Origin of the sequence: Paenibacillus sp. 2RAB27 (assembly GCF_052115445.1) — a bacterium.
Classification (GTDB): Bacteria; Bacillota; Bacilli; order Paenibacillales; family NBRC-103111; genus Paenibacillus_E.
This window is the reverse complement of the sequence record NZ_JBFRGR010000002.1, coordinates 316,240-343,202: the sequence shown is the minus strand read 5'-3', so window position 1 is coordinate 343,202 and position 26,963 is coordinate 316,240. Positions and strand designations below refer to the sequence as shown.

The 26,963-nt window shown below is 43.2% G+C and carries 23 protein-coding genes; 18 read left to right on the top strand and 5 right to left on the bottom strand.

Going from position 1 to position 26,963, the window contains the following annotated elements; translation table 11 throughout:
- Window positions 1-4: 4 nt before the first annotated feature.
- From phnX to AB4114_RS04200, 6 genes are read left to right on the top strand one after another with little or no spacing between them, the layout of a single operon-like run.
- A complete protein-coding gene (gene phnX, locus AB4114_RS04225; RefSeq protein ID WP_441987291.1) occupies window positions 5-820 on the top strand; it encodes a phosphonoacetaldehyde hydrolase in 816 nt (271 codons plus the stop codon).
- Window positions 817-1,956, top strand: coding sequence for a phosphonoacetaldehyde reductase (locus AB4114_RS04220; protein WP_441987290.1), 1,140 nt, complete (start codon window positions 817-819; stop codon window positions 1,954-1,956). The genes phnX and AB4114_RS04220 overlap by 4 nt, the downstream gene beginning before the upstream one ends.
- Before the next feature lie 42 nt (window positions 1,957-1,998).
- Window positions 1,999-3,063, top strand: a complete 1,065-nt coding sequence (locus tag AB4114_RS04215; protein WP_441987289.1) for a phosphate/phosphite/phosphonate ABC transporter substrate-binding protein — start codon at window positions 1,999-2,001, stop codon at window positions 3,061-3,063.
- 42 nt (window positions 3,064-3,105) lie between these two features.
- Window positions 3,106-3,939: a phosphonate ABC transporter ATP-binding protein gene (gene phnC, locus AB4114_RS04210; protein WP_171638599.1), complete on the top strand. Its 834-nt coding sequence runs from the start codon at window positions 3,106-3,108 to the stop codon at window positions 3,937-3,939.
- Window positions 3,929-4,714, top strand: a complete 786-nt coding sequence (locus AB4114_RS04205; protein ID WP_171638601.1) for a PhnE/PtxC family ABC transporter permease — start codon at window positions 3,929-3,931, stop codon at window positions 4,712-4,714. The genes phnC and AB4114_RS04205 overlap by 11 nt, the downstream gene beginning before the upstream one ends.
- A gap of 1 nt (window position 4,715) precedes the next feature.
- Window positions 4,716-5,537 (top strand): PhnE/PtxC family ABC transporter permease, encoded by an 822-nt coding sequence (locus tag AB4114_RS04200; protein WP_441987288.1) that lies wholly within the window; start codon window positions 4,716-4,718, stop codon window positions 5,535-5,537.
- Between the two features lie 72 nt (window positions 5,538-5,609).
- Here the strand turns inward: AB4114_RS04200 and AB4114_RS04195 are convergent, their stop codons facing one another.
- Entirely contained in the window at window positions 5,610-6,308 is a 699-nt protein-coding gene (locus AB4114_RS04195) for a GntR family transcriptional regulator (protein ID WP_441987287.1), read from the bottom strand.
- A 277-nt stretch (window positions 6,309-6,585) separates the two neighbouring features.
- On the bottom strand, window positions 6,586-7,419 hold the full coding sequence (locus AB4114_RS04190) for an AraC family transcriptional regulator (RefSeq protein ID WP_441987472.1): 834 nt from the start codon (window positions 7,417-7,419) through the stop codon (window positions 6,586-6,588).
- A 137-nt stretch (window positions 7,420-7,556) separates the two neighbouring features.
- Between AB4114_RS04190 and AB4114_RS04185 the strand changes: the two genes are divergently transcribed.
- From AB4114_RS04185 to AB4114_RS04160, 6 genes are all read left to right on the top strand, one after another.
- The gene (locus tag AB4114_RS04185; RefSeq protein WP_441987286.1) at window positions 7,557-9,623 is read left to right on the top strand and encodes a beta-galactosidase; all 2,067 of its coding nucleotides are present in this window, start codon (window positions 7,557-7,559) and stop codon (window positions 9,621-9,623) included.
- Window positions 9,624-10,183: 560 nt separating this feature from the next.
- Entirely contained in the window at window positions 10,184-11,035 is an 852-nt protein-coding gene (locus tag AB4114_RS04180; protein ID WP_441987285.1) for a sugar phosphate isomerase/epimerase family protein, read from the top strand.
- 645 nt (window positions 11,036-11,680) lie between these two features.
- Window positions 11,681-12,796: a slipin family protein gene (locus tag AB4114_RS04175; RefSeq protein WP_441987284.1), complete on the top strand. Its 1,116-nt coding sequence runs from the start codon at window positions 11,681-11,683 to the stop codon at window positions 12,794-12,796.
- 468 nt (window positions 12,797-13,264) lie between these two features.
- A complete protein-coding gene (locus tag AB4114_RS04170) occupies window positions 13,265-13,969 on the top strand; it encodes a DUF2294 domain-containing protein (protein ID WP_441987283.1) in 705 nt (234 codons plus the stop codon).
- Between the two features lie 138 nt (window positions 13,970-14,107).
- The gene (locus tag AB4114_RS04165; RefSeq protein WP_441987282.1) at window positions 14,108-14,806 is read left to right on the top strand and encodes a Na-translocating system protein MpsC family protein; all 699 of its coding nucleotides are present in this window, start codon (window positions 14,108-14,110) and stop codon (window positions 14,804-14,806) included.
- A gap of 117 nt (window positions 14,807-14,923) precedes the next feature.
- Entirely contained in the window at window positions 14,924-16,303 is a 1,380-nt protein-coding gene (locus tag AB4114_RS04160; protein ID WP_441987281.1) for a PAS domain S-box protein, read from the top strand.
- A gap of 95 nt (window positions 16,304-16,398) precedes the next feature.
- Here AB4114_RS04160 and AB4114_RS04155 read toward each other — a convergent pair whose 3' ends face one another.
- Window positions 16,399-16,653, bottom strand: coding sequence for a diguanylate cyclase domain-containing protein (locus AB4114_RS04155; RefSeq protein WP_441987280.1), 255 nt, complete (start codon window positions 16,651-16,653; stop codon window positions 16,399-16,401).
- Window positions 16,653-17,225, bottom strand: coding sequence for a hypothetical protein (locus AB4114_RS04150; RefSeq protein WP_441987279.1), 573 nt, complete (start codon window positions 17,223-17,225; stop codon window positions 16,653-16,655). The genes AB4114_RS04155 and AB4114_RS04150 overlap by 1 nt, the downstream gene beginning before the upstream one ends.
- Before the next feature lie 357 nt (window positions 17,226-17,582).
- On the opposite strand from AB4114_RS04150, the gene AB4114_RS04145 reads away from it, so the two are divergent.
- Genes AB4114_RS04145 through AB4114_RS04135 form a run of 3 tightly spaced genes read left to right on the top strand, consistent with a single transcriptional unit; the run spans window position 17,583 to window position 19,987 of the window.
- Window positions 17,583-19,004: an RtcB family protein gene (locus AB4114_RS04145; RefSeq protein ID WP_441987278.1), complete on the top strand. Its 1,422-nt coding sequence runs from the start codon at window positions 17,583-17,585 to the stop codon at window positions 19,002-19,004.
- Complete coding sequence (locus AB4114_RS04140) at window positions 19,001-19,375, top strand: hypothetical protein (RefSeq protein WP_441987277.1); 375 nt, start codon at window positions 19,001-19,003, stop codon at window positions 19,373-19,375. Before AB4114_RS04145 ends, AB4114_RS04140 begins: the two co-directional genes overlap by 4 nt.
- Before the next feature lie 60 nt (window positions 19,376-19,435).
- A complete protein-coding gene (locus tag AB4114_RS04135) occupies window positions 19,436-19,987 on the top strand; it encodes an RNA 2'-phosphotransferase (protein WP_441987276.1) in 552 nt (183 codons plus the stop codon).
- 90 nt (window positions 19,988-20,077) lie between these two features.
- Here the strand turns inward: AB4114_RS04135 and AB4114_RS04130 are convergent, their stop codons facing one another.
- Window positions 20,078-20,794 (bottom strand): helix-turn-helix domain-containing protein, encoded by a 717-nt coding sequence (locus tag AB4114_RS04130; RefSeq protein WP_441987275.1) that lies wholly within the window; start codon window positions 20,792-20,794, stop codon window positions 20,078-20,080.
- A 348-nt stretch (window positions 20,795-21,142) separates the two neighbouring features.
- Here AB4114_RS04130 and AB4114_RS04125 point away from each other — a divergent pair, with 348 nt between their 5' ends.
- From AB4114_RS04125 to AB4114_RS04115, 3 genes are all read left to right on the top strand, one after another.
- Window positions 21,143-22,930, top strand: a complete 1,788-nt coding sequence (locus tag AB4114_RS04125) for a family 43 glycosylhydrolase (RefSeq protein WP_441987274.1) — start codon at window positions 21,143-21,145, stop codon at window positions 22,928-22,930.
- A 642-nt stretch (window positions 22,931-23,572) separates the two neighbouring features.
- A complete protein-coding gene (locus AB4114_RS04120) occupies window positions 23,573-25,351 on the top strand; it encodes a cache domain-containing sensor histidine kinase (RefSeq protein ID WP_441987273.1) in 1,779 nt (592 codons plus the stop codon).
- Complete coding sequence (locus AB4114_RS04115; RefSeq protein ID WP_441987272.1) at window positions 25,352-26,944, top strand: response regulator transcription factor; 1,593 nt, start codon at window positions 25,352-25,354, stop codon at window positions 26,942-26,944. It abuts the gene before it with no gap.
- Window positions 26,945-26,963: the final 19 nt, after the last annotated feature.

Genomic DNA, 26,963 nt, shown 5'->3' with positions numbered 1-26,963 from the left:
AGTCATGTTGATTCACACAGAAAGCATAAAAGCTGTTATTTTTGATTGGGCAGGAACCGTAATTGATTACGGATGCTTTGCACCCATGCACGCATTTATTCAAACTTTTGAAGAAGCGGGAGTACCAGTCACGGATCGGGAAGCAAGAATTCCAATGGGTCTTCTGAAATGGGATCATATTCACGCTATTTTGGAGATGGAAAGAGTCAAACAGGCATGGATTGACGCGTATGGAACGCACCCCGTTAAGGAAGATGTTGATCGTCTTTATGTTCGATTCGAAGCCATCTTGATGGATTCCTTGAAAACTTATACTGATCCGATTCCGGGAGCTTTAGAAACGGTGGAAACCCTTCGTAATGCAGGGCTTGCCATCGGATCGACGACGGGATATACAGCAAGCATGATGGCGGTTATCGTACCGGAAGCTAAGCGGAAGGGATATTCACCAGACTATATGGTCGCATCGGATGAAGTAAAGGCTGGCCGGCCGTATCCGTATATGATATTCCAGAACTTAGTGGAACTCGGCATCTACCCTCCGAAAGCGGTCATCAAGGTTGGAGATACGGTATCCGATATTCATGAAGGCAGGAATGCTGGGGTATGGACGGTTGCTATCATACTTGGAAGCAGTGAGTTAGGTTTAACGCAGGCTGAAGTTGAGAGCTTGCACCCCGATGAACTTGCAGAGCGCATGAATCAAACGAGACTTACTTTTGAACAAGCAGGAGCAGATTATATTATCGGTTCAATTACTCAACTTCCAATTGTCATTGAAGAGATTGAACGAAGCGGTTTGGAGCGGGTAATCAGATGAACCAATTTTATAATCCAGTAGCGGTATCCTTAGGAACAGAAGCGGCGGAAGCATTCGCTGAGTCGTTTAACAAACGTTATGCAGATGTCAAGAGAGTGTTGCTGCTGACAAGAGGTGGGGGCGTTGAGAAGAGTGATTGCTTACAGCCTTTCTTAAACGCACTTTCCAAGAAGGAAACTTTACTGATTGAAGTGACCCTGAACAACCCTAATGTGGCAGATATCTTGAACCTGAAACAGGAGATTGAGCCTTTCCAGTATGACCTCATCGTGGCAATTGGCGGAGGCAGTGTCATGGATGCAGCTAAAGTGATGTCGGCTTTGCAGCACAAGACGTTTCATACAATCGCTGAAGTTCGAGAAGCGATCACAAGTGAGGCGTACCGCAGTGAGCCCTATTTTACCCCTTGGATTGGGATACCAACGACATCGGGAACAGGCTCTGAGGTGACATGTTGGGCAACGGTATGGGACGAAGAATGCGGAAGCAAATATTCGGTTTCGGATGAGCGGCTGTATGCTAGGTCAGCTATAATTCTTCCAGAGTTAACCGTTACGATGCCGCTCCGTTTAAGCGTTTCTACAGCGTTAGATGCCTTGTGCCATGCAACTGAAGCGTATTGGTCTGTTCATACAAACGCAGTTACCCGCGTGTACGCGCTGCAAGCGATCGAACGAGTTCGGCAAACGCTCCCTTTATTAATCGAGCAACCAGATAACTTAGTATGGAGAGAACAGTTATCCTTAGCAAGTTTAATGGCGGGATTGGCATTTAGCAACACGAGAACAACGGCCTGCCATTCGATATCTTATCCGCTTACGATGATTTTTGGGATCGATCATGGTATCGCCGCTAGCATAACTTTATCTACGGTTCTGAAACATAATTTCGATGCATTAATCGAACCTGATAAATTACTACGTGCCTTTGGAGCAGCGAATGTGGAAGAAGTGGATAGTCTCATCCGAAGTATGTATACCATCTATGGATTGTCAAGCAATCTAAGCCCATATGGTGTTACCGTCGAAGGTATCCGTGAGGTTGTATCTCACTCGTACACGAAGGGGAGAATGGATAATAATCCAGTTGAAATCTCTCCTGAAGAACTTGAACGTATGCTCGTTTCATTATTATAGGATAGCCGCTTTTATCATAAAATATTAGGAGGCATTTTAATTATGAAAAAGAAAATGTTAACGCTCATGATTTCTTTATCTTTAGTAGCTGTATCAGCAGGTTGTGGTGTGAAAGCCGATGATGCTAAGAATGACACAAAAGCGGTAAAGACGAAAGACACCATTACCTTAGCTTGGTACCCGAATGAATCTGGTGCAGATATGAAAACTTCACGGGATGAAATTGGTAAAGTTGTTGCAGCCGCCACTGGGAAAAAGGTCGAACACAAAACGACGACTGACTACACGATCGCAATCGAAGCAATTGCCAGCGGCAGTGCGGATATTGTCTATATGGGTGCGCAAGGTTATGTTGAAGCAAATGCAAAGAATAAGAAAGTCCAACCGTTAGTTGTTCAGAGTGGGGAGTCAGGAACGCTGGATGATGCTGTTTACAATAGCTGGTTAAACGTGCGTAAAGGCGATGGAGATGCCTATAAAGTCGGCAGCATGTATTCCATTGACAATATTGCTGGCAAAAAGTTTTCGTTCGTATCCAACTCCTCCACATCCGGCTTTAAAGTTCCTTCCGGCAGAATCCTTACTTTCTTTACTAAAAAAGATAAGTACAAGAGTTTGACCGTGGACGATTTGATTATTGGCGGTAAGGATAAATTCTTTAGCGATGTCCTTTTTGGAGGAACTCACCAGGGTTCAGCAGTTAATTTGTTGACGGGTAAAGCTGATGTAGCTGCCTTCTGTGATACTTGCGTGGCTAACTATATCGAACTCGGCTCAGGAACGGCGAACACGCCAGGAGCTGTTTACAAAGTAAAACAAGGTGCTGCAGAACCGTTTAATACATTGATTGGTAAAGAATTCGAGGTTATCTCCGTAACGCCAGTTCTGAACCAACCATTTGTCATTAACACAGGTACGATAAGCGCAGAGGACACGAAGAAATTAAAGGATGCATTCACATCCGACGCGGTAACGAAGAACCCTCTGATCTTCCTGCCGAAAGATTCGAAGGATGCAGGCATGTTCAAGCAAAAGACCGGTAAAGAAAAATTCCTTACTGTGGATGATGCGTTTTTCAACCCAATCAGAACGCTCTACAACAACTAAAATGTATGACAACAACATGTGAAACCGATTAAGGGAGCAGCCATGACAATGTTACTGGAATTCAAGCAGGTATCCAAGCAATATGGCACGGATACAAGAGCGTTAACAGATGTTAATTTCGCTGTGAAAGAAGGGGAGTTTGTGTCGATTATCGGCCCGTCAGGGGCCGGTAAGTCGACGCTGCTTCGCTGTATTAACCGAATGATTGATGCCAGCAGTGGAGAAATTCAATTTAATGGCACAGATATTTTGGCAAGTAAGAAGAGTGAATTAAAACGGTTGAGAACTCAGATGGGCATGGTTTTCCAACATTATAATTTGGTGAATAGACTGTCTGTCATCGAAAATGTTTTGCACGGGCGACTTGGTTATAAGTCAACGCTGGAGGGAATTCTTGGGATTTACTCCAAGGAGGAGAAGCATCAAGCTTACACCATTTTGAAAACGCTCGGCTTGGAAGATCAGGTCTATAAGCGATGTGATCAACTGAGCGGTGGACAAAAGCAGAGGGTTGGGATAGCCCGGGCACTTGTGCAGAATCCTAAAATGCTGCTCTGCGATGAACCAATCGCTTCTCTAGATCCTAATGCCTCTAAGGTTATCATGGATCATCTGCGCAATATTTCTACCACGATGGGTATCACCGTTATCGTGAATCTGCATCAAGTGGATACAGCCTTGAAATACTCAGACCGGATTCTCGGTGTGAACAAGGGAACCATCGTTTACGACGGTAAGCCGACAGGAATCAATCGCGAGCAGTTAGCCAAAATTTACGGTTCAGAGATTCATGAGCAACAAGGAGAATTGGATGAGCTTGATGAGCTGAAAGATCTTATAGATTTGAAGGAGCTGGAGGGCAGTCATGCAAGATAATTTCTTTGCCAGAAAGCGACTGAAAACTCTGTTATATTGCGCTCTCTTGCTTGCCATCACGCTAATCGCCATAGTCATAACGAACTATAATGTCATCAAAGGCTTTACCTCTATCCCGAAAGCTGCCGAATGGGCATTCAATAATTTCTATCCGAATGAAAAAGCATTGAAACGGCTTCCTGTCATTATCAGCAGCCTCACTGAGACGGTACTTGTCTCGATCGCGGCGACCGCCGTGGCAGCCTTGTTTGCTTTGATTTTCGCTATTGCAGGGTCCCATACGACTGGGGCAGGTGGCGTATTCAGTTTTGTGAGTCGATCAATCGCAACCGTATTTCGTAACATTGATGTATCCGCATGGTCGATGATATTACTCATTTCTTTTGGTCAAAATGTACTAACCGGATACTTCGCGCTATTCTTTGGCTCCTTTGGCTTCTTGACCCGTGCTTTCACGGAGTCGATTGACGAAGTGAGCAGCAGCTCTGTAGAAGCATTAAGATCTACGGGAGCAGGCTACTTTTCCATTATTTCGCAATCTGTCATTCCAGCTTGTATACCACAACTGATCAGTTGGATTTTGTTCATGATGGAAACGAACATTCGTCAGGCCACGCTAATTGGTATTTTGACCGGCACGGGAATTGGATTCCTTTTCAGCTTGTATTACAAAAGTCTAAATTTCAGCGCTGCATCTTTAATCGTTCTTGTTCTCGTCCTGGCTATCTTTATCATAGAATCGGTTTCTACCTATATCAGGAAGGTGATCTTATAAAATGGAACTGACCTTGGAAGAACTGAAAATAAAGAAGCCGTTTAGTAAACAAAAGCTAGTGATCCGGCTGACCTTGGTGTCAATCGTCGTATTGACACTTTATGCATTTATAACTTTTGACTATAAGGACATTCAGTTTCTTGATGCTGTCATATCGACAGGCCATACGCTTAAAACCATGTTCTTTCGACCGCTCTTACACCATATTACCTTCATCGATGCGGTTAAATATTTGTTTATCACCCTAGGACTGGCATTTCTGACAACGTTGTTCGGCGCCGTTATCGCGTTAGTACTCGGCTTAATGGCCGCCACTAATTTATCCAATCCTACACTATCCGTTATAGTTAAAGGCATAGTTGCATTTATTAGAGCGGTACCAACTGTTCTATGGGTATTGATTTTTGCGGTTGCTGCTGGGTTAGGCAGTGTGGCAGCGGTCATTGGTATGACGTTCCATTCTGTCAGTTATCTCGTCAAAACCTACTCGGAATCATTCGAGGAGTTAGATAAAGGCGTCATTGAAGCCTTAAAAGCAAGTGGTGCGAATTGGCTTCAAATCGTATTTCAAGCTGTATTGCCTTCGTCTATCACGTACTTGATTTCATGGACGTTTATGCGATTTGAAATCAACTTCTCCGTAGCGTTAGCTATGGGTGCTGCAGCTGGTGCAGGTGGAATTGGGTTTGATATGTTTATGGCTAGCTCCTATTATTATGATGTGAGGGAAATCGGAGCCATTACGTATCTCATTCTTACGTTTGCCATCTTGCTTGAGCTAGTGGCAGGGAAGATAAAAAAGAAATTAAGAGTTCAAAACTAATTGTATACATGATTGAAAAGCCTGTGCAGACCGAAATTCGGTACGCACAGGCTTTTTGGTTTTCGGAGAATATTACATTTGAAAAGATTGAAATTGCTGACGCGTCTGATCGATGAGCTCTAGAATGATTCTTTTCGCTTCATTCAAATCTCCTGCTGCAAGCGCATCATAGATGCGTTGATTAAATTGTCCCGATTGTTGCGGCTTCGGCAATGTGTGGACATGCAGCTTGCGGTACGAAATGATTTTGAACATATACTTCCCTTTAATTTGCTCGAGAACTTGCATCATATTCTCATTCTTCACAAGAAGCAGCATGGTTTCAATAAAGAGAAGCCCACATTCGTAATAGGTGCGGTAGTCGTCTTCTTCCGAAGCGCTCAGCTGTCTCGCGAGAAGATATTCCAACTCAGGGAGATTGAAGCTGAGCTTCCGGAACGCTGCGACTTCGAGGCTGTACAGCTGCATCGAGGCCAGGAACTCGAGCATGTTGTGAAACTCCCGAAAGGAGATCTCTTTGACGAAGACACCCCGTCCCCGAATCGATTCCACGAATCCCTCTGTCTCTAGGAGGGAGATGGCTGCTCGAATTGGCGTGCGGCTCATGCCGAGTTGATCGGCCAGCTCATTTTCTGAGAGCAGTGTGCCTGGCAGAAAATGCCCATTGATTATATTCTCACGAATTTGTTGATAGGCTACTTTTTCAAGTGAAGATTTAGCAGAGCCTAATAGGTTCGATGCGTTCCGTGCATCAGGTTCAAGTGAAGTCATTAATTGTAAGCCGCCTTTTTACATAGAGTCGATAATGTCTATTATGCATGATGTATGTAAGCTGAATATAAAGTGGATGAAAAAAATGAAGTTACTCGCCTGCTGCGAGCGCTAGTTTCCTAGGTTTCGCCCCACTATATCGGGATGTTTGGCAATTTCGCAGCAGCACGTGGCGTTAAGATTAAACAGTAAGTTGACATAAGTCGAATATTCCAATAACAAAACAGTCATAATCTAATATCTTTGATTGGCACTTAATAAGTGGTGCGAAAGTTCTTTATTCATATTTCATAAATTGTTTAGGCGTCTTGCCATACGTTCGTTTGAAAATTCGAATAAAATAACTGGTCTCCATACCCAGTTGCTGTGCCACCTTTTCAACAGTAATAGAAGGATTCTCTTCAAAGAGTTGAACTGAACGGCGCATACGGATCTGTTGGATATAGAGCATAGGGGAAATACCGTAAATACTGACGAACAGACGATGAAAATGTTGAACAGAATACCCGACTGCTCTTGCCAAGTTGGATAAATGCAAGCGTTCATTATAGTGATCATGAATAAGTTTAATCGCTTCTTGTAAAGCAGCATTGGAATGCCCGATTGGTTTCATTCTCTGCTTTATTTCTTGACCGGACTGTCCTTCAATGACAGACAGTAGGAAGTCATACATTTTTCTAGACGCTTCCCAATAACCGCTTTCGCTATTCAAGTTGATAAGCTGCCATAAGGATTCAAGCTTATTCCAATACGCCTGAAATTGGTTTTGCTTTAATAGCGTCGGATTTTGGTTGCCTAGGTGCTCAAGAATGGAACTAGCAATGGAGCCGCTAAAAGCCACAAAGCCTAGTTCCCAAGCATCCTCACTCTGATCAGGAAAATATTCATGATGTACACCCGCGGGAAGGATTAGCATGGTACCAGGCGTCATGACCATATCCGGACTACCCTGTATGCGAAATATTCCCTTCCCGCGTCGGCTTAAGAAAAGTTGATGAGCTGGATACCCATCAGGTCGTAGAAGATGCTTTTGCTCATGACTGCCTACACAATACACATAGAGGGGCAATTTGTTATCGAGCATAGCAAATTCAGCAAAAAGGAAAGGCATCAACCTATTTTCACCACCGATGTTCATATTGTACGATTTTTTAATTCATAAGTTCTATTATCTTATCAGCTATTTGTCCTATAATCAAAGTATATAAGAGAATACGAGGATAAACATAGAGGAGAGATGATTTGAAAATGACTCACAAATTTCATCCAATTAGCCCAAAGCTACCCGTCATGATGCACGGTGCTGATTATAATCCAGACCAATGGCTTCACAACCCACAGGTTTTGGAGGAAGACATACGCCTGATGAAACTGGCTGGTTGTAATGTAATGGCGATTGGTATATTTTCTTGGGCTGCACTAGAGCCGGCAGAAGGGACCTTTACTTTTGAATGGATTGACCGGATTCTGAATACGTTTGCAGAGAATGGCATCTACGCTTGGCTCTCAACACCCAGTGGAGCACGTCCTGCGTGGATGTCAGGGCGCTATCCAGAAGTTAGACGGGTAGAGGCAAACCGCGTACGTAATTTGCATGGAATTAGGCACAATCATTGCTATACCAGCCCCGTTTATCGGGAGAAGACCGCGATTATTAACACGAAGCTTGCTGAACGGTATGGCGAACATCCTGCGGTTATCGGTTGGCATATTTCTAATGAATTTGGTGGAGATTGCCACTGTGAGTATTGTCAGGATGCCTTCCGAGAGTGGCTGCAAAAGAAATACGGTTCGCTGGAAGCGTTAAATGCGGCTTGGTGGACCTCATTCTGGGCACATACGATTACGGATTGGTCGCAGGTTGAATCTCCAGCACCACATGGTGAGTATATGGTTCATGGGCATAATCTGGATTGGCGCCGATTCGTTACGGAGCAAACAGTGAATTTCTGCAAGCATGAGATTGATGCGGTTCGGGGGTCCAATCCTGCTCTTCCGGTTACAACAAATATGCATTTAATTGAAGGCCTAGACTATCGAAAATTTGCTGACATACTGGACGTAATTTCTTGGGATGCTTATCCAACTTGGCATGAAGGGCAGAATGATAGCCAATTGGGTGCTTCCATTGCTTTCTATCATGATCTGTTCCGCTCGCTGAAGAAGAAGCCGTTTCTGCTGATGGAAAGCACACCTAGCCTTACGAACTGGCAGTCGGTCAGTAAGCTGAAGCAACCTGGCATGCACAGATTGTCCTCTCTTCAAGCAATAGCCCATGGCTCGGATTCCGTACAATATTTCCAATGGCGTAAAAGCAGAGGATCCAGTGAGAAATTTCACGGTGCTGTCGTAGACCATGTTGGACATGAGCATACACGAGTGTTTCATGATGTAGCAGAGCTGGGGAAGACCTTATCGAACATCTCTGAAGTGGTAGGCACGACGACGCCTTCGGAAACAGCGATTCTGTTCGATTGGGATAACCGCTGGGCCGTGAAAGACGCTCAAGGGCCGCGCAATATGGGCATTCACTATGAGCAAACCATTCTTGCCCATCACCAAGCATTCTGGGAACAGGGTATACCGGTCGATGTTATTGGCTCGGAGGATGACCTGTCCTCGTACAAGCTAGTAGTTGCTCCTATGTTGTATCTTTGCCGTGAAGAAACGGGGCGTAAACTGGAAAGGTTCGTTGAGCAAGGTGGAACGCTAGTCACGACCTATTGGTCAGGTATTGTGAACGAACATGATTTATGTCATCTTGGCGGATTCCCAGGACCACTTCGGACGACGCTTGGCATTTGGGCAGAAGAGATTGAAGGCCTATATGATCACGATCGTAATGGCTTATCGATGTCATCTGATAATGAACTGGGACTAACGGGGACTTTCGAGTCGCATGAGATCTGTGAGCTGATCCATACCGAAGGTGCAGAGGTACTAGGTGTCTATACGGACAGCTTCTATGCAGGGAAACCCGCGCTTACGGTTAATCATTTTGGAAAAGGGAAGGCTTATCACATGGCGACGCGTTTGAAGGCAGATTTTCTTCAGGCCTTTTACACGAAACTTATTGAGCAAACGGGCGTTGCTAGAGCGATGAACACGTACCTCCCTCAGGGAGTAACCATTCAGGTGCGAACAGATACTTCAACGGAATATGTATTTATCATGAATTTCAGTGGCCAAAGCGAACGAATTTCGCTTGACGACAGAGATTACACGTTGTTGGAGTCGAATGAAACGGTAAAAGGTGTAATCGATCTACCGGTAAATGGGATTGTGCTGCTTAAACGCCCAGCAAGGGAAGTGTAAATAAGACCGACCCTCTTTCTAAAAAATGGGTAGTAGGAAGACTTCACCTAAGTTAACCGTTGCTGTTGGGATAAGAGCAGCAGAGGGAAGCAGTTGTGATGCAAGGTTAGCTTTCATTTTTTCTGCGTTACGGACAGGGGAGCCGTTATTTAAAAAGAAAAGCAGGGAGTCCAAATGCTAACGGACGCCACGGCCGTTATTCAGTCCCTTGCCACACATGTTGGCACACAAATCAGTCAATAACGCTTCTGGTGTCCATTAAAAATCAAAACGGCCTCATTTTTAGCTATTAGAGGCTGTCATGTCTGTTAGAAAATTCAACTATCCTCTTTTCGCGATACTCTTAGGTTTGGGAAGAATATGCTCGCCTGTTTACCTTGAAACATGGACAACCCTCCCTATACACATCAGATTGGGTTTTTACAAAGGACCTGAGGCAGAACCTCAGGTTTATTTTGTATTTTGTAAAAAATGCCTATATTCTTCGAAAGAAAAGTCAACTTTAAGAGAAGCATTGTTGATATAGTAGAAATCAACTTCATCTCTAGGAGGAGATATCATTGAAATTTGCGGCATTTAGCGGTGTTTTTATGGCACACAGTATTCAAGAAGCTATGAAATTAACTAAAAAGTTGGGCATGGATGGGATCGAAATTGCAGCTCGCGAGCCACATCTTTCTCCGACAACGAGTACGCCGCGGATCCAGGAAATCAAGGCGCTAGCAGCGGATTTGGGACTCGAAATTCCGGTACTTGCCGGCTATATGGGCGGCTTCTCGACGGCTAGCGATCGAGAGTGTGAGCAAGCATTCAGCGATTTCAATCGTTTGTTGGAAATTGGCGGAGAGCTGGGATCTTCCATGATTCGGGTATCCCCGGGAGGGCCGAATGCTTTCATGGCATACGACTACCACTATGCCAAAGCGGCTCACTGGCTGAATAAATGCGCTGAGATGGCTCAAAAACTTCAAATAAAGCTATTGCTTGAAATTCATAATGAATCGCTTGTAGAAACCGTTGACAGCAGCATGAGGCTATTGAATTTGACCCAGCATGACAATGTTGGGATGATTCACGACGCAGGTAATATGTATATTACGGGGACGGATTATGGCAGGAATTCTATCGTGAATCTGGACAAACATTTGTTCCATGTTCATGTCAAAGATGAGATTCGCGTGAAGGAGGCTGGAGCACCGGGCACTTTCCTTAACATGACGCATCGCGGACAAGAAGCGTTTCTGCAAAGTCGCTTGGGCGAGGGGGAAGCCGACCATCAACCCATGTTCGATGCGCTGAAAGAAGTTGGTTATAACGGATGGATAACCTTGGAATGCCATGCGCCATTTCCGGCCTACGAGCGGCTGATGCATGATTTTCAAGCAGTCAAAAAAATGTTGTCTAGGGAATAAAGATGAGGTAAAGACGGAAGACATGCAATACACGGATACGCATAGAAGGGACACATTGAAAAAGTGTTCCCTCTGTGCGTATCTTTTTTTGTGTCGGCAACAGGAAACGAGAAATTAAAAGGAAACTTTTTACCTGTCGCCATACTTTCACCATGTTCGTTTGTATGGAAATAAGCGAAGATAAATTTGGATGTAAGTACGAATAACTTTACCTTGGCTAGGATGTCAAATCGTCCGGCAGTGCGCACACATCCCTATGTGTATGTATACTGTAATGTTCATTCCGACTTATATTCACCAGGTGCAGGGGTTCGAATCCCCTATCGTGTGGAACGATTAGCTCAGTGGTAGAGCACTCGACTTTTAATCGAGCAAAAAAAATTATTATTAATTGATCGTGTACTGGAGTCTTCTGTGGCTTTCACATGGCACACTGCGTGATGGCTATGCAATCTGCAGATACCGATTACAAGAATGTTTAAACCCGTTTGTTACTAACGGAAGATAGAAGGTTTTCTAGTGTAAACCGAACATCTCTAACGAGTTTCAAATGGCGATATTCATACCTTGTATTCTTAAGCAGAATTCCGCTCTAATCGCGGGAAGACTCCAAATACGTGATCTAACACTCAAGGAGGTTTTAACATGTTTAAAAAAGTAACGATACACAATGACGAACGAGGACTGCTATTTCGTAAAGGCAGCTACTATAAAAGTTTACAACCAGGCACATATCGGCTGTCGCCATTTTCAGATGATCATGTTGAGATTTTAAATATCATGAACGCTTTTCATGTGAAAGGGAAAGATCTTCAGTTGTTTATGCATGACGACATACTCATCAAAGAGCTGGATATGATACAGGTTCAAGACAATGAGTATGTGCTGCATTATGAAGATGGCAAATTCGTTGGCTTGTTGACAGCTGGAAGATATGCTTTTTGGAACGTATTGAAAGAACACACCTATCTTCGTGCAGACATACGTAATCCTGAACTGCCCAATGAGATTGATCCAGCTATCATTCCTAAGCTAATAGGTTACTATCAAACATTTGATGTGGCTAGTCACGAAAGTGGAGCATTGTTTTATAACCATGTCATGCAAAAGGAGCTTGCTCCCGGTAAATACTATTTCTGGAAGGGACCAATAGGCGTCACTCTAAAAACTGTTGACCTCCGTCAACAGCAAATGGATATGACAGGACAAGAAATGATGACGGAGGATAAGGTCACTCTGCGACTTAACTTTGTGTGCCAATATCGTATTTTGAATGCACTTCGAGCGCTTGAAATCAAGTCGTTTGAAGAGCAAATGTATATTCAACTGCAGCTTGTCTTGCGTGAGTATGTGGGTACTTTGAAATTAGATGATTTGCTGAAAATGAAACACGAAGTCACCACCTATGTATTGTCGCGCTTGAATGAGAAAAGTCTAGATTATGGCGTACAATTCTTGTCTGCGGGTGTGAAAGATATTATTTTGCCAGGTGATATTAAGGATATCTTGAATACGGTGTTGTTGGCTGAGAAGAAAGCTCAGGCCAATCTCATTACACGGCGCGAGGAGACGGCTTCTACGAGAAGCTTGTTGAATACCGCGAAGCTTATGGATGAGAACCAAACCCTGTTCAGACTGAAGGAACTAGAATTTCTGGAAAAGATTTGTGAGAAAATCGGGACGATTTCTTTTAATGGTGGAGGCAACTTATTAGAGCAGTTGAACTCTTTTGTTGGAGATAGAAACATGTCTAAAAACTGATAAGTTTCGCTTCCGCTTTACGGTTAAAAGAGGGGGACGTATATACCACTTCCATGGGCTGCCCGGCAGCATTGAGGAATCTGACCTCGACGTATATGCGGCTTAACGAATACTGAAAAATGCCTCTTTACCAGGAGTGCAGTCTTCAATTGGGGGATTGCTAGAGCGTCGGTAGGAATGAGAGTAGAAATGATCGAGTTGCTTGTAGTAAGAGAAATTCTGGGCAAATTTGTCTTGTTATATTTAGAAAAAATTATTAAAATAATTACTAGGGTAAAAGAAATAATGCTTGAGCCTTTAATGAAGAATTTAAGTTTGTCTAATTGTTACTTCGGACTTAATGAACCAGAGATTGAGCTGGACATAAGCCTAAATAAAAGTTGTTCACAACAACTTTTATTTAGGCTTTTTTTGTCACTAAATAATGGAAGGTAAAAGTTAGCCTTACCTGAGCTGAGGATGAGATTTTTGGATAATCAAGAAAAGCAAACACAACACGAGATCGCAAGTCACATTGGAAGATTGCTAAGAGATGCTTTTGGAAAAGGACCGCAATCAATTTACGTCAGTATCAATCGTCCGATTGTGGTGATATATCTAAGGAATTTTTTATCGCAAACGGAGAAAATTCTTCTGCAGCAGAACCATTTATATTCCGTTCAACATACGAGAAACGTAGTGATGGAGTCTCTAATTCCAGAAATTAAAGCGTATTTGCTGCTTCTAACAGGATTAAACATTCAAGAATTTTACTATGATTGGGGATTGCATAACTATTCAGGCGTATTTGTCGGCATTGCATCCGAAGAGAATCAAGTATATCATGGCCCTCAAGAATGGTATGCAGGGAAAAAAGAGCTTCACCTTGAGATTGAGAGAATCAGTCTTCTCATTCAAAAAATCCCCGATCACATTCAATCTTATCTCATAAATGAGAGGACACTCCTCGTTATCAGAACAGGTATTTTGATTAATATTAGTAAAGAATTAATTCGGTTAGGTTTTGAAGAAAGCTTAAAGCTGGCAGAGCGAAACCTTGAAAAAGATCATTTGTTCAATAACAATCACTTACAAAAAATTTTAAAGTCATCGATTTTGGATATATTTACGGACTGGAATTTCCATTTGGATAAAAGCGTAATTGTGTTTATTTTAAACCCAAGTCACGATTAGAAACCAATTTGATACATAGATGGATAGAACGCTGCCAGGGGTACATACTAAGTAAAGTTTCTGTTGAATATTTCCAAATAACTATTTACAATAAATCTGGGGTGAAAGAAATAATGCTTTTGCCTTACTGAAGGATGAATGATGTTGGATAAACAAGCACAAACCGAAATAGCGAGTTACGTAGGCAGGTTGCTACGAGAGTCATTCGGGAAAGGTCCTCAATCCATTTTTGTCAGCATCAATCGTCCGTTTGTCGTACTTTATTTGAAACACTTCCTATCACCGACGGAAAAAATTCTTCTTCATCAAGATCAGATCCATTCGGTACAATCGACTAGAGACTTATTGATGAAGACATTAATTCCTGAAATAAAAGCTTATCTGTTCGTATTTGCTGGCATGAAAATTGGTGAGTTCTATTACGATTGGGGACTTCATAATCATTCCGGAGTTATGGTCGGTATCGAATCTGGAGATGACCATGAACAAATCTCATTAGAATCAGATTACACAGGGAAAAAGGAGCTTCATCAGGAGATTAATACGATCTCACAACAGGTTGAGAAAAAGCCGGACGAAGTATACTCATACTTGATCAATGAAAGAAACCTTGTAGTGATTCGAAATGGTATCCTAATTAGTATTGAAAAAGAATTAATTCGAATTGGACATGAAGAAAGTTTAAGGTTGGCTAAACGTAACCTCGAAAAGAGTCATCTCCATAATAACGGTCATTTCCAGAGCTTCCTAAATGCGAGGATTAATGATGTGTTTGTCGATTGGGACTTTCATTTGGATAAAAGCGTCATTGTGTTCATCTTAAATCCGGGTCCATAAGTTGGCGGTAATGAACCAGAAAGAACGCTGGGCATAAGCCTAAATAAAAGTTGCTTTTTGCAGCTCTTATTTAGGCTTTTTTTGTTGAATTCACTTTTCGCGAAATGAGGGCAAAACATGGTTGACTTAAATGAACGGAATGAGATACTTGATCGAATTTCGGATGCATTTTTTGCAGTCAATTCGGACTGGGAGTTTACTTATATCAACGCGGAAGCGTCTAGTGTTTTATTTCCCAATGCGAGAATGCTCATCGGCAAATCGATGTGGAGTGAAATCCCGCATGCGGTGTATCTAACTTTGTATGCCCAATTTTTTAAAGCAATGCAAGAGCAAGTAAGAGTCGAATTTGATATTTTTTATGCACCTCTAGCAGTTTGGTTTAGTGTGAGAGCCTATCCGTCTTCCAGCGGTCTTTCGATTTTTTTTCAAGATATTACACAAAAGAAGGGCATTTCGTTAGAAAAGGAGCAGCATTATGAGTCTTTATTTAAATATAACCCTGATGCTGTTTTTGCATTTGATTTGGAAGGGAATTACCTTCGGGTGAACCCGGCTATGGAGCAAATGATTGGTTACCGTGCGGACGAGCTATTAAGAATGTCGTACTTGCCATTAATACCGCCGGAAGAATTGGAGAAGACGAAAAGCTGTTTTTATAAAGCGGCAAAAGGTATTACCCAGCATTATGAAACGAAAGCTTATCACAAAAATGGGGGTATTATTGATGTCAAAGTGACCAACATACCCATCATAGTGAATGATGAGGTTATGGGGGTATTTGGAGTTGCGAAAGATATTACGCAAGAAAACAACCGCAAAACGATGCTGTTACAAGCAGAAAAGCTGACAGCGGTCGGCCAGCTAGCGGCGTCTATTGCTCACGAAATTAGGAATCCGCTTACATCATTGAAAGGATTTACCCAACTTATTGAAAAAACCTTACCTGAGGTTAATAAAAATTATTTTGCGATCATGAAGGATGAACTTAAACGAATCGAGCTGATTACAAGTGAATTGCTGTACTTAGCTAAACCAAAAGCACAAGAGTTCAAAAGTGAAAACATTTGGCAAATTATTCAGGATGTCGTCATGCTGATGAGCTCACAAGCGTTAATTAACAATATTGAATTAAGAACGTTTCATCTAGAGGAAATGCCTGCCATTCCATGTGTAGGGGTTCAGTTGAAGCAGGTTTTTATTAATTTAATTAAAAACGCAATGGAGGCTATGCCAGATGGCGGGATGATTGACATTGTGGGATCAAGACCAAGCGGAGATTCGATCATGGTTCAAGTCATTGATAATGGACATGGAATTCCACAGGAGCTCATTTCTAAAATCGGCTCTCCCTTCTATAGTACAAAAGAGAACGGAACGGGTCTTGGCATGATGGCGACACAGCAAATTATTCATGCACATAGCGGATCTTTGGATATAACTAGTCAAAAAGGCCAGGGGACAACGATTCATATTTGTCTGCCGATCGGCGAATAGGCAGAAGTGGACTTCATGAAAAAAATCATACACTGTTAAGAGGCTGCCAATAGACGGCCTCTTAACACATTTTACAGCCAATCTCTTGATCACATTCATTTAACGGTTGATTTGCTGTGTTTCATTTTGTACATAGCCTCATCCGCTTTCTTCATTAATGTCGTGATATCCGTCGCATCCCTAGGGTACATACTGACGCCAGAACTAAATGAAATGGCGATTTGAATGTCCTCATATTGAAAAGGGAGTTTGTATAATAGAGATAATCTTTCATTAATAAACGTGTCTAATTCAATGTTTTCATGCATGGATGAAATGATCCACACAAATTCGTCTCCTCCGATTATCATCAGGTTGAGTGCAGCTTTCCAGAATTTGCGCAAAATGCTTCAAATAAAGATCTCCAACGTAATGACCAAATGAAGTGACGAAGGGCAACTGCCCAGAACAAATAGCCGATAAAAAATAAAATCATGGCATTCCGTGATGTCACTAGTTTCACCTGTAAGAGAGAGGTGACCATGACAAACCAGGCAAAAAGCAAGAATAAACTGAGAAGCATGGAACGAAGAGACTTCATATGTTTCAATTTACGAGTTCGAAACCAAGAGATGGAGAGAATCACAACCGAAATCAGGATATACCCGGCTACGACGAGTACGGTACAAAGCAGAAAAAGCGGATCGAGCGGACTTCGTCCATCAGTCACATTCGCATTGTATAAGATACGATGATCCTTAGTACTTAGAAAAAACAGCCATAATACGTAAGGAGCCGCGTAAAAGAGCGGCAAGTATCGCTTCAAGTACGATGTCGTTGGACTTCCAAAGAGTATACTAAGGTGAACTAAACAGCATATGACTAACAGCAGCATCGGGCTATTGCCATAAAGCACAATTTGCATTTGATATTGAGGCAGCAAGGACGTTTTAATGTATTCCCCTAAAAAGGGATTGGGAGACAGCAATGTTTTTAATAAATAAGCCTGATCACTATAATTAATCTTTCCGCCACAGATGGATTGACAGTTCTTAGCTCTGACTCGTATGATGTTTGTAAATGAATGGAAAGGAGGCCGACGATATGATTCGCAATCAAATTTCTATCAATAACCTGACAACTGAAAAGCACTTCATACCATCGGTCTCAACCGGACTTGTGACGAATACGTAGGTACTCTTGGAGTATGCCTAGTTTAAATTTGACATGAAAAAGCCGTAGACGATGTTGGTCTATGGCTTTTTTGCGTCCACATAATAAGAAAAGAGGAACAGAACGAATGAAAGAAAATTACTATCAAGAGGTCCAGCTCCCAGCGGGAGTCGTTCATGTATACGCAGGACCTGAGTTGTTTAAAGCGTTAGATTATCAAGTATTTCAGATGGCTAACAACAATTTGCAGATACCGAATCAAGTATATATGAGCTACACGCCTGACGTACATGTCGGTGTTGGTACCTGTATAGGCACGACAGCAGTATGGAATTCGCATAACGGGTATGTGTCACCGTCAATTGTCGGCAGCGATATTGGCTGTGGCATGCGCGTGCATATGACGAATCTGCATAAGGATGAACTTAAGGATGTGAAGCTGCGCCGCAAGCTGGTGAAGACGATCGAGAAGTACTTGCCTGTTGAAGATCACTCACGCGGCTATTTCTCGGACATTCGATTGGAACACATCGTCACCAAAGGGCTGCATGGACTTCCCAAGAAGTACATTCCTGACGGGTATACGCCACGCAAGGCGACATCGCTTACACATGTAGAGAGCAGTAAATTTACCTTGGATGAAAATGCATTGAATCGATTTCCGAGCCATGTTTGGCATCGGTCACATCGTCAGCTTGGGACGCTTGGGAATGGGAACCATTTTGCGGAGATTCAGTCGATCGAAATTGCGGAAGAGAACCGAGAGATTGCTGAAGCATGGGGACTATTCGATGGTCAAGTGGTCATCATGATTCACTCGGGTTCGCGTGCATGGGGTGGCTCTGTGAGTCAATATTGCAGCAGTGATATGCTAAAGGTGATGCGGATGAACGGATTAGGAACGGCCGATCCTAAGCTGTTATTTGCACCTTTGGAACATCCGGAGGCGCAGACTTATGTCAATCTGATGTATTCAGCGCTCAATTATGCGGTCGTCAATCGCCATTTGATTGCTTATGCCATTCGTGAGGCCGGTAAAGATATGTTCGGCTCGAAGTTTGAAATGACCACGTTGTACGATCTTATGCATAACTATGCGTGGGAGGAAAAGCATGAAGAGCAGTCTTATTTTGTCCATCGCAAAGGGGCGACGAGGTCACTTCCGGCAGGACATCCTGATAACCCGCAGCCTTATCTCACAACAGGTCACCCTGCGCTGATTCCGGGTTCAATGGGGACTGCTTCCTACATTATGGTAGGAGCACCGGGCGGCAAAGCCAACTTTCACTCCATCTGTCATGGAGCAGGGCGAATTCGCTCACGCAGTGCGACGAAAAGATTGATAACGCTGAATGAGTTTGCCTCTTCTATGCGAGTGGGAACGAATGAGGAAATTGTCGTTAACCAAAGGTCATTAGAATCGATTCTAGATGAATCACCGCAAGCTTATAAAGATGTCGATCAAATTATTGAAAGTGTCGTCGGAGCAGGATTGGCTGAAGTAGTAGCTAAATGTAAGCCTATGGCGACAGTAAAAGGTGCTAAATGAAACAAGTACAAATGAAGGAAGTAACAGCGGCTGTATCAGCTCCGCTTAGAGCCGAGGGCGACTTGCCTAAAGCGTATGGGGACTACGTCTATGTGTTAGACCAGGAGCTGAGACAAATTTATTTGGAGCAGAAAGGGATAGGAAAGCTTTTGAATGACGCCTTGATGTTCTTGACGGCGAAGCTAACAGAAGGGTTTACTTTTGCCCAGTTAAATGAATTATATGTATCCGCTGCACTGCAGTGGCATTATGAGCAAAATGTGGATATCGAGAAGCTGGTGAAATCGATGAAGTCGGATCTGCATAAAGGGCAGACGATGCTATGGATGAAAGAGGAGACGGATGTGAGGGTTGGGTTTTTGGTTAGTTGAGAAATGTGATAACAAATTTGAATTTATGTTTAGGACGTGAGTGGGATGTTAGAAGATAACATGCAAACAAAATTGAGTAAGTTTATGAGTAAAATACTTCGGCATTCGCCGGAAGAATTCGGGCTGAGCCTAGATCCTAACGATGGTTCCTGTACGGTTGCTGAATTAATAGATGTTCTTCGAGCACATCCGAAGTGGTCAGAGATTAGCGTAAGTGATGTTAAAGAAGTTGTCGCGCGTTGTGAAAAGCAGCGCTTTGAGGTTATCGGAGATCGAATCCGAGCCCGATATGAGCATAGCCATGATAAAGTTAGCTATCCAGCTGCAATACCTCCAACCGTACTCTACCATGGCACGAATGTGCATGCTGCCCCTAAGATTTTAAAACAGGGATTACGTCCTATGCATCGTCAATATGTCCATTTGTCCGAAGGACTTCACTTTGCAACGCTTGCTGGAAAACGCAGAGGGGAATTAATTATATTAGCCATTGATACAGAGAAAGCTACCCAAGCAGGAGTGGTCTTCTACTATGCGGGGAATGAAGTATGGCTTGCAGACGCAGTACCTGCCGAGTTCTGCCGAATGAATGAGAATGCGAAGCAGCGATGAAGCTTCGCGATATGCGGATAGATTTCCTGGGAAATTATTTGCAACGGCAGGGATTCATCCCTTTGACATCATCACAAATTGCCTCCTCACCTATCCACTTTGACTAAATATCCGACGAAAGTCGCTTGGTCTCACAGTGGTTTTGCTATAGAATAGGTTCGAAAAATAATGCGGATCATCATATCCTAGCTTATAACCAATTTCGCTAATGGTTAGTCGTGTGTCGAGGAGCATCAGCTTAGCGGATTCTATTTTCTTAGTAATGACATAGTTATAGATGGTTGTTCCGACTTCTCGTTTAAATAAGCGATTCATTTGCTTCATGGAAAGGCCAATATGGGAAGAGAGCTCAGGCGAGTCGAAGGGATGAAGGATGCTGTTATCCAAAAATTGCTTGATCACTTGTACGGTTGAAGTTAAGGCATTACCTCTTTTACGCAATATGTCAGAGAGGCCAATGATCATTCGCATGAGGATGATTTGAAGCTCGGTTTGCATGTCCTCGACAGATTTTTGCTGGGCAGCTTCAATAGCTTCTTGAAAAAGAGGCTCTAATCCGCTGTCCTGCGTCACGATATGGGGGAGCAATTGATACGCTTCGAGCATCTTTATCATCCAGTTTCCACTTATATTAAGCCAGATGTAGCTCCATTGCTCCTCGTGGTGGATGTCCGAGGTAACCTCATGGTAGCAACCAGCTGGAAGGATAAATATGTCGCCTTGACAAGCAGTTTGGGATTGGGTACCGACCCTAACAACGCCTTGGCCTGACAATACGAAACCGAAAACGGTAATCGTAGCAAGCATGCGAATATTCCTATAATCCTTTTCACAATAATTAATTCCCAAGAACTGCACACTGAGGGGAGGGGGTTCTCCAACTAATGGCAGGTGATAGATAGGCCCGGATTTGTTAGGTATATTTAACATCGCTTGTTTAGGGAGTTCCTTTCTTCTTCTTTGGTTTCTAAGTACGAAAACAGTTTCTTCTTCCGGTCATTTTACCAAGAATCCATGATTATGCACAACAGTTTTATTTGATGATTGATGTCCCTTTTCCTCACCTTACGTACCACTTTCTCTATTAAGCGTTTGTTCAAAGCACGCTATACTTATGCTACAAACACAACTCGGTAGATGAAAGGAATCATCGAAATGAAAAGTGATTTTCTCATGCAGCCTCCGCATCCAGAGACAGAATGGTCCGCATGTACAGGCTATACGGAATCTGCTGTGCCCATAGAACGAATATTGGATGTCGCTATAAGCGATGCGAGTATTTGTAAAGGACCGGATCATATATACTATTTGACCGGCACGACGGATGTCTTTAATATACAAGTGTGGACCTCCACCGATTTAACGTCGTGGAACGGTCCGACAAACATATGGGACTTCGAGCAAAACGGCACATGGCAGAAGGCAAGCAAGGGCCCTGCTGGCATTTGCTCTCCTGAAATCCACTATGTACATGGGATGTTCTGGATTACGTATGGGTTAAAGGCTGGCGGCACAGGATTGCTCCAAAGCTTATCAGCATCTGTTCTGGGTCCATATCGGGATATGGGGAAAATAACGGATGACGGGCAAGATGCTTCGTTGTTCAAGGATGATGATGGAGCCGTTTATTGGGTGTATGGAAATGGCCAGATCGCTCGAATGACAGAAGATATGACAGGTCTCGCGGAATCGCCTCGAATGGCAGAAGTTCAGCCTTGGAAGGTTGCAGGACGTGAGGATCATCCCTCGTATAGTCAGATTGTGCAGGTAGGAACATACGGGGCTTTTCTATACAAACAGGAAGGATTTTATTATATGTTTTGCGCAGATGCCCTTGCTAGAATGGGGAGCGATGCTGTAGATACTTTCGTCGCGGTGAGCGAATCGATCTATGGCCCCTACAGCCGGCGGTATTTGGCACTTCCCCATGGCGGTCAGATCTCTTTATTTTCTGATGTAGACAATCAGTTGCATGCCTCTTTCTCGGGCTGTGGCAGTTATTCACTGGTTGAGCACTATCCTGCCATTGTTCCAATGTCCTTGGTGAGATCAGGATTTATTCGACCACGTGAGGACGTATTGCTTGAAAAAGGCGGGGTAGGAACTCTTAAGCCGATTGCTGACTTCCCGATTCGTGATCCGCATATTAGCACGGGGCCGGATGGCACCTATTATTTGACGGGGACGTCAGATAAGCCGCATCACAATTTTTGGGACAGGAATAACCAGCTCCATATATGGCGCTCACACGATTTGAAGGAATGGAACCATGTAGCGAAGGTATGGGATTTGTCCGAAAACGGTACCTGGGAGAACAACATTTATGAGAACCCTTGTCTGTGGGCACCAGAGATGATCTATCTGTACGATACATTTTGGATCACTTATTCACTTCAAGGCGGCGGTACAGGGATGATTAAAAGCATAACCGGACTTGCGGAAGGGCCCTATATTGATATGGGACGAATGACGAATACGGATATTGATTCCAGCCTGTTCCAAGATGAGGATGGTCACGTGTATTTTGTTTGGCAGGATGGTAAAATTGCTAGGATGAAGACGAATATGACGGGCTTTGCGGAAGACCCTCGTAAGTTGCTATGTTCGGATGGTCAGCGAGTGGGCTACGAAGGTGCTTTCATCGTCAAATATAAGGGCAAGTATATTCTGGGTGCGGCAGAATGGAACGGCGATAAACGCGTCGATGGTACGTATGATTTGATGTATGCGGTTGCGGATGAGCTGTACGGCCCGTATACCCCAAGGCGACTTGCCGTCCCGCATGGCGGCCACGGAACAATGTTTATTGATCATAACGGCAGACTCATGTCTACATTTTTTGGCAACGACCGTACTGCGCCTTTCCGGACACGTCCTGGAATTGTCCCGCTTGGCGTCGAAGAGGATGAAGAGGGGCTATGCATCGCGCCTTATAGTGAGTAATATAAAAACATGAATCAAGCTCTGGATTGGGCTGGATTCATGTTTTTTCTCAGTCTTGGGCTAATTGAAGCTTCCTCCTTATTTAATGTGGCATGGTGACAGCGAGTTGAGCTAGGGTGAAGTAGAAGTAGAAGTAGAAGTAGAAGTAGAAGTAGAAGTAGAAGTAGAAGTAGAAGTAGAAGTAGAAGTAGAAGTAGAAGTAGAAGTAGAAGTAGAAGTAGAAGTAGTGTGCTGTGTGCTCATTTTAGTAGCTAGCTTTCAAATAACTGTAAAAACTACAGCTAAAATCGCCGTACCACCTGAGATTTAGCGAATAGATGGAAAAAGTACAGCTAATATGAGCGAGATTGGCTGATTGGTGGATTTTGGTGAAAATTAACTGTAGGAAATCCATTTAATGCTCCCAAAAGGTGAAAATCAGCAAAATTAGCTTCATAAAATCCATTTAATTTGTTTAGTGGGCGGCGGAGACAGGCTGGATGGTAGAAGCGGCATATGAAGTAGAAGTAGAAGTAGAAGTAGAAGTAGAAGTAGAAGTAGAAGTAGAAGTATGTTTTGTTGAGTTTGAAAAGTGAGGAAATTCCTCGAAAATTGCTGTATATGTTCCAGTTAATCAATGTCATGGAAAGGAGCCGCCCGTTCATGAAGTTGTTCTCTATCAAAAAGCTAATTTCTCCCACGGTAAGCATCCAGGGAAAAATCTTTGTCGCATTCAGTTTGGTTACGTTAATTGGCATCGTTGCTGTGACAAGTATTGTTTATTTATATATGCGAGAAACCGTGAAGAATAATGCAATTACTTCTGTTAACGAAAGTATACGGCAGGCAGATGAATCACTAAATCTCCGCTTGGAGGAGGTTAGTCGATTAAATACGGTCGTTGCTACGAATAAAACGGTGCTGGATACACTGCTTAGCAAGACGGAGGAACCGAGCTACGAGTGGTTTCAAGAGCAGAAGCGGATCGAAGAATTCTTGTCCGCATTGATTGCTTACAAATCTTACATTTCACGTGTGGCCGTCATAGGTTTGAACCAGAAAGTGTTTTTCGTCGGATCTCCATGGCTGGACAAGAACGTGTTATTCTCACCGATGATGGATGCTTTACTGCAAAATGGGTCAGGACATGCCTATTTTCATCAAACAGGCTTCAATGACTCCATCGTTACTGGTCGCGAGCTTCGTTATAATCGGAATTTAATTGGTATGGTGATGTTCGATCTCAATGACGAATTTATTAAGAAAATTTATGATGTCAAACCGACACCAGACAGTATGCTGTACGTGGTGGACAGGAATAATGAGTTCATCTATGAACCTAAATCGAGTGTTTTTAATAAAGAAACCTTCATTCAATTCAATCAGCAGATGGCCGGAACGGACGGTTCGGTTGAAAGAATTATTAATCAGCAATCTTACTTAGTCATTACTCGGAAATCAGACTATACAGGATGGTCGACAGTGGCACTCGTTCCGATGAAGTCTCTGTTGACGGAAACGACCCATATTCGTAATGTACTAGCCACGGTAGCGATCATTGTTTTTGTGATCATCGTCATAGGCACGCTGCAAGTTTCCTCCAGAATAACAAGAAATATTCGCAGATTACGTTCGATGATGATGCATGTCATGGAGGGCAATATGACGCTTCCAACTGTCGAAATTCATTCCAAAGATGAAATAGGGCAGTTATATCAAGTTTTTAAAAGCATGGTTGAAGAATTAAAGCGTTTACTTGAAGGGATTGTAACGACTGAGAAAGAGAAGCGGGAAGCGGAATTGGCCGTTTTGCAAGCTCAAATCCGTCCGCATTTCCTTTATAACACGCTGAATACGGTGAAGTATTTGGCTAAGATTAACGGAGTGCCGAATATTGTAGAGGTATCCCAATCCTTGATAGAGCTAATGCGCGGCGTTCTCGGGAATACGAATGAATTTCTTACCCTGCAAGAAGAATTGCAGTATGTCCGCAGTTATGTGACCATTGAAAAATATAAATATGTAGAGCCACTGCAACTGAAGATCGAAGTCGAGAATGAAGAGCTTTTACAACATAGTGTTCTGAAGTTAATGCTGCAGCCTCTTGTGGAAAATGCCATTCTTCATGGACTATCGGCCTCAGGGTATGAGGGTGTCGTGTTGATTCGTATTTATGAGGAGAACAAAGAGCTGAGAATCGAAGTGAGAGATAACGGCAAAGGGATGACCCAGGAACAGATCGAGGCGCTGTTTGAAAGGAATAAAGTCCAGACAAATACACGCTTCAGTGGTATGGGTGTTCGAAATGTCCATGAACGCATCGTACGATTGTTCGGGGAGCCATATGGTGTGCTTGTTTTTAGTGAACCAGATAAGTATACGACTGTGCAGATTAGATTTCCATTACTGCCGGTTAAGAATCACTTGCTTCAGGAGGGATGAATGATGTTTCAAGTATTATTAGTTGATGATGAGGCGTTGGCACGTCATGACGTGAAGAGTATGTTGGATTGGGAAAAGCATGGGTTCACGATATGTGGTGAGGCGTATAACGGGTCTATGGCACTTGCCATGATGGAACAGATGACGCCACATATCGCGATCGTGGATGTCAGCATGCCGATTATGAATGGGGTAGAGCTAAGCCAGGAGATCAAGGAAAGATTTCCAAAGGTTAAAATGATCATGCTGAGCAGCTTTGACGACTATGATTATGTTCGGACTTGTCTGATGAATGGGGCTATTGATTACTTGCTCAAACATCGATTACAAGCGTCAGCGCTTCTGACTCTGCTCCAAAAAGCCGTTCAGGAGCTGCAAAGTGAAGAAGCTCGAAACGCGCAAAGCAAAATGATTGAACACCTAAGTCCGGTTATTCTTCGCGAGCATGTAACTAATTTGGCTAGAGATGTTCAGGAGGCTAGTGAAGCGCTGCAGGTTTATGCACGTGACAATCAGCTCTATACAAATGCAATTAATTATGGATCTGCTGCTGTACAAATCGTACCTTTTCTGTTGTTGACAGGGACTTTAACCGATGTCCAGAAGAATCGCTTAGTGCTTCAAGCGATCGAAGTCATGCAGATGGCGATTGGCGATGTTCAGAAACGAACGGTAGGCTACGTAGGGGAGGGACGTTTTATCGTCTTGTTTTCCTCTGAGGAGCGAAGCGAACATGCCATTACGTCACAAATGAATCAAGCGATGAGTGCGCTATCCCACTCCCTTGAGAAATTTCTTAATTTAAAATGCGTCTACACGATAGGGCCGCTATGCGGAAGCTTGAGACAAGTTGGTCCTAGCTATCTCAAAGCGAACCAGGACTTAAATGTTCAGCACGATCAGGATCCGAACGCATCTTTATTGAAAGCCTCTCCAAATATGAAAGAACAGAAGCAGCTGCTGCTTTATCTGGAGCAATTGGATGGCGAACGAGCTAGTCAATTTATTACAAATATATTTGCTGAACTGCGCAGCCAGCCTGTGTATGGGATGACCATACAAATCATAGTCAGTGAAATGCTTCATCTCGTTGAAATGGTATGGAAGCGGCATAATCCCCAGACGGCTTTAGAAGATACCGAGCATATCCCCACAAGGGCAGAACTTGGACGTATTGGAAGTGTCTCTGAGCTTGAGCTTTGGATGGTAAACTACTATGCACTCCTTGTTGAGGCAATCAAGAAACAGCATGTAGGAGGCTCTTATTCGCGCCATATAACGAAGGCACTGCAATATATAGCTGACAACTACGCTTCTAATATTTCCTTGGACATGACGGCGAGTTCCCTTAATCTGAATTCATCGTATTTAAGCAGACTGTTCAAAGAGGAAATGCAAATGACATTTACTGAATATTTAAACCGGGTTCGTATTCAAACAAGCTGCATGCTTATGCAGTCAGGCACGTATACGTTGAAACAGATCAGCAGTGAGGTTGGTTTTTTAAGCTATACGTATTTTTTCAAAGTTTTTAAAAGTATTACAGAGATGACGCCGCAGGTGTATATGGATCAACTGAAACAGTCAAAATAGTAGAATGGAAAGTCATAAA

Bases quoted from the DNA above. Each gene is read 5' to 3' on its own strand.
- phnX (WP_441987291.1), top strand. From the start codon at position 5: ATGTTGATTCACACAGAAAGCATAAAAGCTGTTATTTTTGATTGGGCA.
- AB4114_RS04220 (WP_441987290.1), top strand. From the start codon at position 817: ATGAACCAATTTTATAATCCAGTAGCGGTATCCTTAGGAACAGAAGCG.
- AB4114_RS04215 (WP_441987289.1), top strand. From the start codon at position 1,999: ATGAAAAAGAAAATGTTAACGCTCATGATTTCTTTATCTTTAGTAGCT.
- phnC (WP_171638599.1), top strand. From the start codon at position 3,106: ATGACAATGTTACTGGAATTCAAGCAGGTATCCAAGCAATATGGCACG.
- AB4114_RS04205 (WP_171638601.1), top strand. From the start codon at position 3,929: ATGCAAGATAATTTCTTTGCCAGAAAGCGACTGAAAACTCTGTTATAT.
- AB4114_RS04200 (WP_441987288.1), top strand. From the start codon at position 4,716: ATGGAACTGACCTTGGAAGAACTGAAAATAAAGAAGCCGTTTAGTAAA.
- AB4114_RS04195 (WP_441987287.1), bottom strand. From the start codon at position 6,308: ATGACTTCACTTGAACCTGATGCACGGAACGCATCGAACCTATTAGGC.
- AB4114_RS04190 (WP_441987472.1), bottom strand. From the start codon at position 7,419: ATGCCTTTCCTTTTTGCTGAATTTGCTATGCTCGATAACAAATTGCCC.
- AB4114_RS04185 (WP_441987286.1), top strand. From the start codon at position 7,557: ATGACTCACAAATTTCATCCAATTAGCCCAAAGCTACCCGTCATGATG.
- AB4114_RS04175 (WP_441987284.1), top strand. From the start codon at position 11,681: ATGTTTAAAAAAGTAACGATACACAATGACGAACGAGGACTGCTATTT.
- AB4114_RS04165 (WP_441987282.1), top strand. From the start codon at position 14,108: ATGATGTTGGATAAACAAGCACAAACCGAAATAGCGAGTTACGTAGGC.
- AB4114_RS04160 (WP_441987281.1), top strand. From the start codon at position 14,924: ATGGTTGACTTAAATGAACGGAATGAGATACTTGATCGAATTTCGGAT.
- AB4114_RS04155 (WP_441987280.1), bottom strand. From the start codon at position 16,653: ATGATAATCGGAGGAGACGAATTTGTGTGGATCATTTCATCCATGCAT.
- AB4114_RS04145 (WP_441987278.1), top strand. From the start codon at position 17,583: ATGAAAGAAAATTACTATCAAGAGGTCCAGCTCCCAGCGGGAGTCGTT.
- AB4114_RS04140 (WP_441987277.1), top strand. From the start codon at position 19,001: ATGAAACAAGTACAAATGAAGGAAGTAACAGCGGCTGTATCAGCTCCG.
- AB4114_RS04135 (WP_441987276.1), top strand. From the start codon at position 19,436: ATGCAAACAAAATTGAGTAAGTTTATGAGTAAAATACTTCGGCATTCG.
- AB4114_RS04130 (WP_441987275.1), bottom strand. From the start codon at position 20,794: ATGCTTGCTACGATTACCGTTTTCGGTTTCGTATTGTCAGGCCAAGGC.
- AB4114_RS04125 (WP_441987274.1), top strand. From the start codon at position 21,143: ATGAAAAGTGATTTTCTCATGCAGCCTCCGCATCCAGAGACAGAATGG.
- AB4114_RS04120 (WP_441987273.1), top strand. From the start codon at position 23,573: ATGAAGTTGTTCTCTATCAAAAAGCTAATTTCTCCCACGGTAAGCATC.
- AB4114_RS04115 (WP_441987272.1), top strand. From the start codon at position 25,352: ATGATGTTTCAAGTATTATTAGTTGATGATGAGGCGTTGGCACGTCAT.